This is a genomic window from Streptomyces sp. NPDC050625 (assembly GCF_040654755.1).
Taxonomy (GTDB): domain Bacteria; phylum Actinomycetota; class Actinomycetes; order Streptomycetales; family Streptomycetaceae; genus Streptomyces.
Genome location: NZ_JBFAIQ010000025.1, coordinates 22,009 through 34,138 on the forward strand (window position 1 = coordinate 22,009; position 12,130 = coordinate 34,138).

Consider the following 12,130-nt stretch of genomic DNA (forward strand, 5'->3'; position numbering starts at 1 on the left):
TGTTCACAGCTGGCCGACGTCGGTCACACGGACGACCGCACGGCCCTCCGCGTCGGAGGCCGCGAGGTCGACCTCCGCGCTGATGCCCCAGTCGTGGTCGTCGTTCGGGTCGTCGAAGATCTGGCGGACGCGCCACAGCCCGTTCTGCGGCTCTTCCTGGATCACGAGCAGCTTGGGGCCGCGGGCGTCGGGGCCGGTGCCCAGGTCCTCGTACTCGTCCCAGTACTTGTCCATCGCCTCGCCCCAGGCCTGCGCGTCCCAGCCGGACTCGGCGTCCATCTCGCCCAGTTCGTCGACCTGGTCGAGGGCGGCGAGCTCCACGCGGCGGAACATCGCGTTGCGGACCAGCACGCGGAAGGCGCGCGCGTTGGTGGTCACCGGCTTCACCTCGTCGGCCTTCTCCTGGGCCTCCTCGGCGGTCATCTCCTCCGGGTTGGCCAGCTGCTCCCACTCGTCCAGCAGGCTGGAGTCGACCTGGCGCACCATCTCGCCCAGCCACTCGACCAGATCCTGCAGGTCCTCCGACTTGATGTCGTCCGGGACGGTGTGGTCCAGGGTCTTGTAGGCGCCGGCCAGGTAGCGCAGCACAATGCCCTCGATGCGGGCCAGCTCGTAGAAGGACACCAACTCCGTGAAAGAAAGGGCCCGTTCGTACATGTCACGGATGACGGACTTCGGCGACAGCGGATGGTCGCCGACCCAGGGGTGGCTCTTGCGGTAGGTGTTGTACGCGTGGAAGAGAAGCTCCTCCAGCGGCTTCGGCCAGGTGACGTCCTGGAGGCGCTCCATGCGCTCCTCGTACTCGACGCCGTCCGCCTTCATCGCGGCCACCGCCTCGCCACGCGCCTTGTTCTGCTGGGCGACCAGGATCTGGCGCGGGTCGTCCAGCGTGGACTCCACGACGGACACCATGTCCAGGGCGTAGGACGGCGACTCCGGGTCCAGCAGTTCGAACGCGGCGAGCGCGAACGTGGACAGCGGCTGGTTGAGCGCGAAGTCCTGCTGGAGGTCGACCGTGAGGCGGACGATGCGGCCCTCGGCGTCGGGCTCGTCGAGCTTCTCGACGATGCCGCCGTCGAGCAGCGAGCGGTAGATGGCGATGGCCCGCCGGATGTGCCTGAGCTGCTGCTTGCGCGGCTCGTGGTTGTCCTCCAGCAGCCGCCGCATCGCGTCGAAGGCGTTGCCGGGCCGGGCGATCACCGACAGCAGCATCGTGTGCGTCACGCGGAAGCGGGACGTCAGCGGCTCCGGCTCGGAGGCGATCAGCTTCTCGAAGGTGTTCTCCGTCCAGGCGACGAATCCCTCGGGCGCCTTCTTGCGGACGACCTTGCGGCGCTTCTTCGGGTCGTCGCCCGCCTTCGCGAGCGCCTTCTCGTTCTCGATGACGTGCTCGGGCGCTTGCGCGACCACGAGTCCGGCCGTGTCGAACCCGGCCCGGCCGGCCCGGCCCGCGATCTGGTGGAACTCACGGGCGCGCAGGGTGCGCACGCGGTTGCCGTCGTACTTGGTCAGAGCCGTGAACAGCACCGTCCGGATGGGGACGTTGACGCCCACGCCGAGGGTGTCGGTGCCGCAGATGACCTTCAGCAGGCCGGCCTGCGCGAGCTTCTCCACCAGGCGCCGGTACTTGGGCAGCATGCCGGCGTGATGGACGCCGATGCCATGGCGGACGTAACGGGACAGGTTGCGGCCGAACTTGGTGGTGAAGCGGAAGTTGCCGATCAGTTCGGCGATCTGGTCCTTCTCCTCGCGCGAGCACATGTTGATGCTCATGAGCGCCTGTGCCCGCTCCACGGCCTGCGCCTGGGTGAAGTGGACGATGTAGACCGGCGCCTGCTTGGTCTCCAGCAGGTCCGTGAGCGTCTCCGTGAGCGGGGTGAACTTGTACTCGTAGGAGAGGGGCACCGGGCGGGTGGCCGAGCGCACCACCGAGGTCGGGCGGCCGGTGCGGCGGGTGAGGTCCTTCTCGAAGAAGGAGACGTCGCCGAGCGTGGCCGACATCAGGATGAACTGCGCCTGCGGGAGTTCGAGCAGGGGGATCTGCCAGGCCCAGCCGCGGTCGCCCTCCGCGTAGAAGTGGAACTCGTCCATGACGACCTGGCCGACGTCCGCGTCCTTGCCGTCGCGCAGCGCGATGGACGCGAGCACCTCGGCGGTGCAGCAGATGACGGGCGCGTCGGCGTTGACGGACGCGTCGCCGGTCAGCATGCCGACGTTCTCGGTGCCGAAGAGCTTGCACAGCTCGAAGAACTTCTCCGACACCAGCGCCTTGATCGGGGCCGTGTAGAAGGTGACCTCGTCCCGGGCCAGGGCGGCGAAGTGGGCGCCCGCGGCGATCATGCTCTTGCCGGAGCCGGTGGGCGTCGACACGATCACGTTCGCGCCGGAGACCACCTCGATCAGCGCCTCCTCCTGGTGGGGGTAGAGCGTGAGACCGCGCTCCTGCGCCCACGACTCGAAGGCTTCGTAGAGGGCGTCGGGGTCGGCGGTCGGCGGCAGCTGATCGATGAGGGTCACGCACCCATCTTGCCTGGCCTCCCGGCCGATGGGGGAATCGGCTGCGGGTGCGAAGATCACGGCAGCTACGCTGTGGCGCCGACGGAGCGTCAATGCACCCGGTCAACTGGACAGCGGCACACGAGGAATGGGGCGGGGAACGGCCATGATGGGACCAGCACACTCACTGTCGGGAGCCGCCGCCTGGCTCGGCGTCGGAGCGGCGGCCGCCGCGGCCGGGCACCCCATGCCCTGGCCGGTCGTGCTGGTCGGGGCCCTGATCTGTGCCGGTGCGGCACTCGCCCCCGACCTCGACCACAAGGCGGCCACCATCTCGCGCGCCTTCGGGCCGCTGTCGCGCTGGCTCTGCGAGATCGTCGACAAGCTGTCGTACGCCGTCTACAAGGCCACCAGGAAGCAGGGCGACCCGCGCCGCTCCGGTGGACACCGGACGCTGACGCACACCTGGCTGTGGGCGGCCCTGATCGGCGCGGGCTGTTCGGCGGCGGCGATCACCGGCGGCCGCTGGGCGGTGCTGGCGATCCTGTTCGCGCACATGGTGCTGGCGATCGAGGGCCTGCTGTGGCGGGCGACCCGTGGCTCCAGCGCCGACGTCCTGGTCTGGCTGCTGGCGGCGACCAGCGCATGGATCCTCGCGGGCGTCCTGGACAAGCCGGGCAACGGCTCGGACTGGCTGTTCAGCGCGCCGGGCCAGGAGTACCTGTGGCTGGGGCTGCCGGTCGTGCTCGGGGCGCTGGTGCACGACATCGGGGACGCGCTGACCGTCTCCGGCTGCCCGATCCTGTGGCCCATCCCGGTGGGCCGCAAGCGCTGGTACCCGGTGGGTCCGCCGAAGGGCATGCGGTTCCGGGCGGGCAGCTGGGTCGAGCTCAAGGTGCTGATGCCGGCCTTCATGCTGCTCGGGGGAGTGGGCTGCGCGGCCGCCCTCAATGTGATCTGACGGCCCGGCCGGGGTCAGTCAGCTCCTCGGCTCCCGCCGGGGTCCTGCCCGGCCCCGCCGTAGCGCCGCTCGAAGCGTGCGACGCGGCCCTCCGAGTCGACCGTGCGGGCCTTGCCCGTGTAGAAGGGGTGGCTCTCCGAGGAGATCTCGACGTCGACCACGGGGTACGTCTCGCCGTCGTCCCACTCGATGGTCTGGTCGCTGGTCGCGGTGGACCGGGTCAGGAAGGCGTATCCGGCGGAGCGGTCGCGGAAGACCACGGGACGGTAGTCGGGGTGCTTGTCCTGCTGCATGGATGCTCCTCGCACGGGGCGGCAGGAGGGCCATGGACGTCGGGGTCAGCCGTAGTAGGTTTCCTCGTCCACGATGTGCATCGCGGCCTCCTCGGCGGAGGCACCGGCGCCGTCGATCCCGACGTCGGTGGCGACCAGGGCGCTTTCCTCGTCCTCGTGCGCGCCCTCGTCGGGTGCCACGAGGCGGCCGGAGCGGAGCCCGCCGACCTCGTTGTCCAGGAGTTCGCCGTCGGTGCCCTGGCAGTCGCCGATGCCGTCGTCGTCCGGTGCGGCGAGATCGGGCAGCTCCTCGGCAAGGCGCTGGTCCAGGGTCTCGCCCTGGTGGCGCTCCGCCGCCGTCACGCCGGTGTGCTCCACGGCCCACGGCCGCTCGGGAGGGGACCAGCCCCGGTCGAGGGGATCGTCGACACCGTCGGCGACCAGCGTGTCCTCCGCGTCGAGCAGCCCCGAGTCCTCCTGGATCTCGGATCCATCGGGCTGGTAGACGTCGTCTCCCCATCCGTCGGCGCTGTCCACGGGTACCTCCAGGTGCTGGGGACGGCTCCTTGTCACCACGGTCGGCGTAGGGCCGTCGGCGCGCGCGGCACGAGTTTCACCCGGCTCGAACGGGACGGCTCCCGGGCGTCCCCCGAACCGGTGCTGCTCTCCAGCCTTCCACCCCGGTTCGGCACCGCGCAACGGCACGGGCCCTGGCCTGGGGGTGCATGTCCGCGCCACGGTCCGAGTCGGCCGGCGGGGCGGCCCGGCGCGGGGCGGGCATGCCGCTGTCCGGGCCGGCCGCTTCCGGACCGGCGGCGCCGCCCGGGTGGCTCCCGACCCACCCCGGCCGGCTGGCGTGCGCCCGGTTGCCTACCTGTTCGCTCACCCGTGCCAGGACCGCCAAAGCGCCGCGTAGGCTCCGTCCGCCGCTACGAGCTGGGCGTGGCTGCCGAGCTCGCTGATGCGGCCGTTCTCGACGACGGCGATGACGTCGGCGTCGTGGGCGGTGTGCAGGCGGTGGGCGATGGCGACCACGGTGCGGCCGTCGAGGACGCGGGCGAGGGACCGCTCCAGATGGCGGGCCGCGCGCGGGTCGAGGAGCGAGGTCGCCTCGTCCAGGACGAGCGTGTGCGGGTCGGCCAGGACCAGCCGGGCCAGCGCGATCTGCTGGGCCTGGGCCGGGGTGAGCGCCACACCGCCCGATCCGACCTCGGTGTCCAGGCCGTCGTCCAGTGCCCGCGCCCAGGCGTCCGCGTCCACCGCGCCCAGGGCCGCCCACAGCTCGGCGTCGACGGCGTCGGTGCGGGCGAGCAGGAGGTTGTCGCGCAGGGAGCCCACGAACACATGGTGTTCCTGGTTGACGAGGGCGACGTGGGAGCGGACCCGTTCCGCCGGCATCCGGGACAGCTCGGCGCCGCCCAGGGTGATCCGGCCGTCCCGGGGCGCGTAGATGCCGGCGAGCAGCCTGCCCAGCGTGGACTTGCCCGCGCCGGACGGGCCGACCAGGGCCAGCCGGGTGCCGGGCGCGACCTCCAGCGACACCTTGCGCAGGACGTCGACGCCCTCGCGGTAGCCGAAGTGCACCCGGTCCGCGTGCACGTCGCGTCCGTCGGGCGCCAGCGAGGCGTCCCCGGCCTCCGGCTCGATGTCGCGGACACCGACCAGGCGGGCCAGCGACACCTGGGCGACCTGTACCTCGTCGTACCAGCGCAGGATCAGGTTCACCGGGTCGACGAGCATCTGGGCGATGAGCGCGCCGGTCGTCAGCCGGCCCACGTCGATCCAGCCGTTCAGGACGAAGACCCCGCCGGCCATCAGCACCGAGCCGAGCACCAGCACGTGCACGGTGCTGATCACCGGGAAGAGCACGGACCTCAGCCACAGGGTGTACCGCTCCCAGGCCGTCCACTCCTTGATCCGCCGATCCGACAGGGCGACGCGTCGGTCGCCGAGGCGGTGGGCCTCGACGGTGCGGCCGGCGTCCACGGTCTCGGCGAGCGAGGCGGCCACGGCGGCGTATCCGGCGGACTCCGAGCGGTAGCCGGACGGTGCCCGCCTGAAGTACCAGCGGCACCCCACGACCAGCACCGGCACGGCGAGCAGCACCGCGGCCGCGAGCGGCGGCGCGGTGACGACCAGTCCGCCGAGCAGCAGCACGACCCACACGGAGCCGATGGCCAGCTGCGGCACCGCCTCGCGCATGGCGTTGCCGAGCCGGTCGATGTCCGTGGTGATCCGGGACAGCAGGTCGCCCGTGCCCGCCCGCTCCAGGACGCCCGGTGGCAGGCCGACCGAGCGCACGAGGAAGTCCTCGCGCAGGTCGGCCAGCATCCGCTCGCCGAGCATCGCGCCGCGCAGCCGTACTTCGCGTACGAACACGGCCTGCACGACCAGCGCGAGTACGAACAGCCCGGTGGTCAGGCCGAGATGGAGCTCCCGCGCCCCGTCGGACACCCTCTCGACGAGCCCGCCCAGCAGATAAGGGCCCGCCATGGAGGCCACCACGGCCACGGTATTGACGCTGATGAGGAGCAGGAAGGCACGGCGGTGCCGACGGAACAGTTCGGCCACATAGGCGCGGACGGTCGCGGCGGCGCCGACGGGCAGGGTGGTGGCCGTCGTCGGGGCTGCCGGGTCGTACGCCGGTGGCGCGACGCCGATCATGCGCTCTCCTCGATCTCTTCGAACGCGCCCCGCCGGGCGGCCTCGTGTTGGTCCGGCACACCCCGCAGAGCGGCTGTCCCGTCCTCTGTCTCGCGGGTCACGACCGACCGGTACCGGGGCTCCGTGTGCACCAGTTCGCGGTGCGCACCGACCGCCGCGACCTCGCCCTCGTGCACCAGGACCACCCGGTCCGCCCGGTCCAGCAGGAGGGGCGACGAGGTGAACACCACGGTCGTGCGCCCCGTCCGCAGCTGCCGCACCCCCTCCGCGATACGGGCCTCGGTGTGCGAGTCGACGGCGGAGGTCGGTTCGTCCAGGACGAGCGCCTCGGGGTCGGTGATCAGGGACCGGGCCAGCGCGAGCCGCTGGCGCTGCCCGCCCGACAGCGAGCGTCCCCGCTCGGTGATCCGGGTGTCCATCGGGTCGGCCGCGTCCAGCGACCCCTGTGCGAGCGCCTCCAGGACGTCCCCGCACTGCGCGGCCGCCAGCGCGTCCTCGGCGCTTACGGCACCGGACGCCGGGACGTCGAGCAGCTCGCGCAGCGAACCGGACAGCAGCACCGGGTCCTTGTCCTGGACGAGGACGGCGGTGCGGGCGGATTCCAGGGGCAGTTCGTCGAGCGGCACACCCCCGAGCAGGACCGGCACACCGGCCTCGGCGGGATGCCCGCCGAGCCGTTCCGCGAGCCGCCCCGCCGCGTCCGGGTCGCCGCACACCACGGCGGTGAACCGGCCGCTCGGCGCGAGCAGTCCGGTGGCCGGGTCGTACAGGTCGCCGCCCGGCAGCTGGGCCTCGCGCGCCCCCGCGGCGTCTGTGGCCCGTTCCAGGGACAGCACCCGCGCGGCCCGTTTGGCCGACGGGCGCGAGAAGGAGTACGCCATGGCGATCTCCTCGAAGTGACGCAGAGGGTAGGTGAGGATCATGACCGCGCTGTAGACGGTGACGAGTTCGCCGACGGTGATCCGGCCCTGGTGGGCCAGGTCGATGCCGTGCCGGACGACCGCGATCAGCAGCAGCCCCGGCAGCAGTACCTGGATCGCGGAGATCAAGGCCCACATCCGGGCGCTGCGTACGGCCGCGTGCCGCACTTCCTGGGAGGCGCGGCGGTAGCGGTCGAGGAACAGGTCCTCGCCGCCGATGCCGCGCAGGACGCGCAGTCCGGCGACGGTGTCCGAGGCCAGCTCGGTGGCCCGGCCGGCCTTCTCGCGCTGGAGGTCGGCGCGCCGGGTCGCCCGGGGCAGCAGCGGCAGCACGGCGAGCGCCACCACGGGCAGCCCGACCGCGACGATCACGCCGAGCGCCGGCTGGTAGACGACCAGGCCGACGCAGACCACGACGACCGTCAGCGCGGCCGCCGTGAAACGCGACACGGCCTCGACGAACCAGCCGATCTTCTCCACGTCGCCGGTCGAGACGGCCACCACTTCGCCGGCCGCCACCCGCCGGGTCAGCGCCGAGCCCAACTGGGCGGCCTTGCGGGCGAGCAGTTGCTGAACGCGGGCGGCTGCCGTGATCCAGTTGGTGACGGCGGTCCGGTGCAGGAAGGTGTCGCCCACGGCAATGCCCGCCCCGCACACCACCATCAGCAGGCCGGTCAGGGCCAGCCGGGTGCCCGAGCGGTCGACGACCGCCTGCACGGCGAGGCCGACGCAGAACGGCAGCGCGGAGACGGACACGAAGTGCAGCAGGCCCCAGGCCAGCGCCTTCAACTGTCCGCCCAGTTGGTTCCGCCCCAGCCACCACAGGAATCGGGGACCCGAACGAGCGTCCGGTACGCCCGGGTCGGGATACGGAAGGTCTTGAATCTGCATGACGTCCCAGTGGCTCGTGTCAGGCGGGAGGGGGAGCGGCAACAAGCCGTGAAAGGTTCGCGTCGGAGCGTGGTCGAAATCAAACGGTTTTCCACGGACCTTGGCGGCGAGCCGGGTCAGGGGTGCGCCCCGGCGCCGGGAGACAAGCGTGCAGGGGCAGACCCGTCACGGAAGGCGAACGGGCCTGCCCCTGCATGTCGGCGCCCACTCGCCTCCCCCCGGAGTGGCAGGCGCCTGTGACCCCGCCCGGGGTCATTTCTCTCAGCGGCCCGTGAGTCAGGAGTGTCACTGGGGATTGCTGATGGTTTCCAGGTCAACACCGGTGTGATGGGACGCGCTTGCCGGCGCCACGAATCAGCCACGAAGCATCCACACGGGCCTCGCCGTCGTCCCGATGCGAAGCCCCCTGGCGTGTCAGTGGTGGTGCCCGTGTCGGCCGAGGGTCTCCACGGGGGTCGCGCCGGGGCGGGTCCACTGCGGCACAGGGCGGCTGGTCGGGCCCCAGGTGGCGTTCCCGTCCGCGTCCGAGCGCCAGGACCAGCACGGGCTGAGGCCCTCGGGCCAGCCCTTGGGGTTGTCCTCCCACGCCTCGCCCCGGCCGTAGGGCGTCATGTCGAGCAGGCCGAGGGACCCGTTGACCCGCTCGTTGCCACGGCCCGTCGTGGAGTAGGTGAGGAACACGCGGTCGCCGTCGCGGAGGAAGCAGGTGATGTACCCCATGTCGCCGCCGACCGGCGCCTCCACGTCGCGCACCGAGTACCAGGGCTGGGTGTAGCCCATGAACTCGACATAGGCGGCCACCTCGTCCCACCGGCCCGTGGTCAGGACGGCGTACGAGACGCCGCGGGCGTTGAGGTAGACCGCGTCCTTCAGGTGCCAGACCGTGGTGGTGCAGCCCTCGCACTGCCCCTGGTGCGGGGCGCCGTCATACCACATGTGCTTGTAGACCACGAGCTCGTCGCGGGCCTGGAACAGGTCCAGGAACGGGACCGGGCCGTCGGGTCCCACGACCTCGACCGTCCCGTCGAACTCCACCATCGGCAGCCGGCGGCGGGCCGCGGCGAGGGCGTCGCCCTCACGGGTGTGGGCCTTCTCGCGGACCAGCAGCTCGTCACGAGCGGTCTGCCAGGTGGCCAGGTCCACCACGGGCGGGCGGCCGGGCGGCGCCGGGGTCGGGTCGTTCGGCGTGGTCGTCATCGTGTCCTCCGTGGTGTCTCGTGTCGGGCAGCGTCGTACGCCGTCTTCCTACGGTCACCAGAACAGACTCGCGACCCGGCCGGAACTCATCGCGGCGCGGGCACCCTCGGCCGCACACCAAGGGGGTACCCGTGGACCCCCGTTCCGGTGCGCAGTGCCAGGATGGGGCGGTGCGGATCGACGGTGTGCGGCGTGTGGTGGTCGTGGTGGCGGCTCTCGGGACCCTTGTGACGGCTCTGTCCGCGTGCGGTACGGCGGCGCGCGACGAGGGGGAACCGGAGGGTGTCGGACACGCCGGGCCGCCGTCCCGCGCCGAAAGTCACGACCCCACCCGCATTCCGGACGTGGGTGACCGTCTGCAGCGGCGGATTCCGGCCGAGTCCGGGCAGGTGGTGGCGGTCTACGGGGAGGGCAAGGACTCGGCGCGGTCCACGGTCGTGCTGTACACCCGGCACGGCACGGCCTGGCAGCGGACCCGCAGTTGGGCGGGGCACAACGGCAAGAGAGGCTGGACCACCGATCACCACTCCGGTGACCGGCGCAGCCCCGTCGGCGTGTTCACGCTGACCGACGCGGGGGGTGTGCTCGACGATCCCGGTGCCGGGCTGCCGTACACACAGGACCCGTCCTTCGCCGCCCCGCGCTGGTGGGCCGAGTCGCACTGGCACGACTTCGACTACGTCATCGCCATCGACTACAACCGGGTCAAGGGAACACCGCCGAACGACCCGCGGCGCCCCGAGGGCGAGGAGCGGGGTGGGAGCATCTGGCTGCACATGGACCACGGCAGCGGTACATCGGGGTGCGTCAGCATGTCCAAGTCCGACATGGAGTACCTGCTGCGCACGCTCGATCCGGACCGGCACCCCGTGGTGGTGATGGGGGACAGGGGCGAGTTGGCGGCCTGATCGCGCGGGGCCTCATTGCGGCGGGCGCCTCGATCCCCGTAGAACACCGGCCATGAGAAGCCGGATAGTCATGTCCATGCTCGCCGGAGCGACCCTCCTGGCGGGCACTCTCGTCGGAGCGAGACCCGCCCCCGCGCAGGCCGCCACCGTCCAGGCAGCCATCGCGCAGGCCGCCTCCACGCAGGCCGCCCCCGCCGCTTCGGTCACCGCCCGGTCCTCCGACGTCCCCGCCGAGTTCGGCACCGACTGGCACGACCCGGTCACCGCCGCCCCGCCCGTCGCCGAGCCGGGCGGCACGTCCTGTCGGGTGACCCTCGCCGAGGCGCAGTTCCGTGACTTCACCCCGTACAAGGGCGGGTACACACCACCCAAGGGCTGCGGCGACCGCTGGAGCAAGGTTGTCCTGCGTCTCGACGGCAAGGTGAAGGGCCGTCAGTACGACCGGCTCGGCTATCTGCACGTCGGGGGCGTGGAGGTGCTGCGTACATCGACACCCGAGCCGTCCCCGGACGGCATCGGGTGGTCCGTCGAGAAGGACGTCACGCGCTACAGCGACACCTTCCGCAGCCCGCAGGACGTCGAGATGCTCATCGGCAACGTCGTCGACGACACCTACACCGGCGTCATCGACGTCAAGGTCACGCTGACCTTCTACCAGGGCAACGGCGCTGCCGGGTCCGCCGCCCCCGATCGTGTCCTCACCCTCACCGACACGGCCGGCGGCACGACCGTCACCACCCCGCGCAACAGCGAGCGCATCGTCGCCGAGGTGTACGCCACCGGATCCGGCGGCGGCTGCGAGGAGTTCTGGTATCTGACGGTGGCCGACCCGGCGCCGTACTCCTGCAAGGCCGACCACGGCCCCTACCGCGAGGTGCAGATCAAGGTCGACGGCCAACTGGCCGGAATCGCCGCGCCGTTCCCCCACGTATGGACCGGCGGCTGGTCCAACCCCTTCCTCTGGTACGTCATTCCAGGCCCGCGCGCCTTCGACGTCAAGCCGATCGAATACGACCTGACCCCCTTCGCCGGGCTGCTCAACGACGGCCGCCCGCACCGCGTCGAGGTCTCCGTCGTCGGTGTTCCCGAGGGGCAGAGCGGCTGGAGCGCCCCCGTGAACGTGCTGGTGTGGCAGGACCCGCACCGCGCGCACGTCACCGGCAGGCTCACCGTGGACAAGGCAGGCGACCTCGCCGACTCCTCGACGTACACGCCCGGTCCCACGGAGCACCGCGTGGACACCGAGGCCGGTCACCGGCTGACCGTCGCCGGATACGTCGACACCTCGCACGGCCGTGTCACGACCACCGTCCGCCGTACGCTGGCGAACACATCCGCCCATCGCTGGACCGACGGTGAGACGACCGACGGACTGGTCGCCACCTGGACGGACGACGAGACCGTCACGGTCGACGGACGCGGACCGGCGCGGACGTCACACACGCACCGGACCTACACGATGGACGGCACCACAACCCTCGGCACGGACGACCGGCTGCGCACCGTCCTGACGCTCGGCGACCGCGCGGCGGTCGTGGAGACGCGGGAGGGCCGGCGCCTGGCGTGGTCGCGGTTCGACGACACCTACACCGGCGATGCCTCGTACACCGTGAACGTGCCCCGCGACCAGCGCCATGCGGTCGGTACGACGAGCGAGCGCTACCGGCTGTACGGCTCGGACGGCTGCTACGACCGCTCCCTGACCACCGTCCAGGGGGTGCTCACGCGGGACGACAGCGGCTGCTGAGGCCGGCCGACGGTGTCCGGACGCGCCACGGCTCCCACTCCACCGGTACGGAGCGGGAGCCGCGGCCTTCTGTA

The 12,130-nt window shown here is 71.8% G+C and carries 9 protein-coding genes; 3 read left to right on the forward strand and 6 right to left on the reverse strand.

The annotated features are described in order from the left end of the window. Positions 1-3 precede the first annotated feature (3 nt). A complete protein-coding gene (locus AB0I54_RS36685; RefSeq protein ID WP_363300602.1) occupies positions 4-2,517 on the reverse strand; it encodes a DUF3516 domain-containing protein in 2,514 nt (837 codons plus the stop codon). A gap of 145 nt (positions 2,518-2,662) precedes the next feature. Here AB0I54_RS36685 and AB0I54_RS36690 point away from each other — a divergent pair, with 145 nt between their 5' ends. Beyond that, entirely contained in the window at positions 2,663-3,457 is a 795-nt protein-coding gene (locus tag AB0I54_RS36690) for a metal-dependent hydrolase (protein WP_363300603.1), read from the forward strand. A 14-nt stretch (positions 3,458-3,471) separates the two neighbouring features. Here AB0I54_RS36690 and AB0I54_RS36695 read toward each other — a convergent pair whose 3' ends face one another. From AB0I54_RS36695 to AB0I54_RS36715, 5 genes are all read right to left on the reverse strand, one after another. Further along, entirely contained in the window at positions 3,472-3,750 is a 279-nt protein-coding gene (locus AB0I54_RS36695; protein WP_363300604.1) for a type B 50S ribosomal protein L31, read from the reverse strand. A 45-nt stretch (positions 3,751-3,795) separates the two neighbouring features. Beyond that, a complete protein-coding gene (locus AB0I54_RS36700) occupies positions 3,796-4,266 on the reverse strand; it encodes a DUF5709 domain-containing protein (protein ID WP_363300605.1) in 471 nt (156 codons plus the stop codon). 345 nt (positions 4,267-4,611) lie between these two features. After that, the gene (locus tag AB0I54_RS36705) at positions 4,612-6,393 is read right to left on the reverse strand and encodes an ABC transporter ATP-binding protein (protein ID WP_363300606.1); all 1,782 of its coding nucleotides are present in this window, start codon (positions 6,391-6,393) and stop codon (positions 4,612-4,614) included. Continuing rightward, the gene (locus AB0I54_RS36710; protein ID WP_363300607.1) at positions 6,390-8,204 is read right to left on the reverse strand and encodes an ABC transporter ATP-binding protein; all 1,815 of its coding nucleotides are present in this window, start codon (positions 8,202-8,204) and stop codon (positions 6,390-6,392) included. The genes AB0I54_RS36705 and AB0I54_RS36710 overlap by 4 nt, the downstream gene beginning before the upstream one ends. 414 nt (positions 8,205-8,618) lie before the next feature. Beyond that, entirely contained in the window at positions 8,619-9,401 is a 783-nt protein-coding gene (locus AB0I54_RS36715; RefSeq protein WP_363300608.1) for a DUF899 family protein, read from the reverse strand. Between the two features lie 170 nt (positions 9,402-9,571). Between AB0I54_RS36715 and AB0I54_RS36720 the strand changes: the two genes are divergently transcribed. Both AB0I54_RS36720 and AB0I54_RS36725 read left to right on the forward strand, forming a co-directional pair. Continuing rightward, positions 9,572-10,309, forward strand: a complete 738-nt coding sequence (locus AB0I54_RS36720) for a L,D-transpeptidase family protein (protein ID WP_363300609.1) — start codon at positions 9,572-9,574, stop codon at positions 10,307-10,309. A gap of 52 nt (positions 10,310-10,361) precedes the next feature. Beyond that, positions 10,362-12,056: a peptide-N4-asparagine amidase gene (locus AB0I54_RS36725; RefSeq protein ID WP_363300610.1), complete on the forward strand. Its 1,695-nt coding sequence runs from the start codon at positions 10,362-10,364 to the stop codon at positions 12,054-12,056. Positions 12,057-12,130 lie beyond the last annotated feature (74 nt).

What these genes read in the sequence shown, in the direction of transcription:
- AB0I54_RS36690 (WP_363300603.1), top strand. Translation starts at nt 2,663, where the DNA reads ATGATGGGACCAGCACACTCACTGTCGGGAGCCGCCGCCTGGCTCGGC.
- AB0I54_RS36695 (WP_363300604.1), bottom strand. Translation starts at nt 3,750, where the DNA reads ATGCAGCAGGACAAGCACCCCGACTACCGTCCCGTGGTCTTCCGCGAC.
- AB0I54_RS36705 (WP_363300606.1), bottom strand. Translation starts at nt 6,393, where the DNA reads ATGATCGGCGTCGCGCCACCGGCGTACGACCCGGCAGCCCCGACGACG.
- AB0I54_RS36710 (WP_363300607.1), bottom strand. Translation starts at nt 8,204, where the DNA reads ATGCAGATTCAAGACCTTCCGTATCCCGACCCGGGCGTACCGGACGCT.
- AB0I54_RS36715 (WP_363300608.1), bottom strand. Translation starts at nt 9,401, where the DNA reads ATGACGACCACGCCGAACGACCCGACCCCGGCGCCGCCCGGCCGCCCG.
- AB0I54_RS36725 (WP_363300610.1), top strand. Translation starts at nt 10,362, where the DNA reads ATGAGAAGCCGGATAGTCATGTCCATGCTCGCCGGAGCGACCCTCCTG.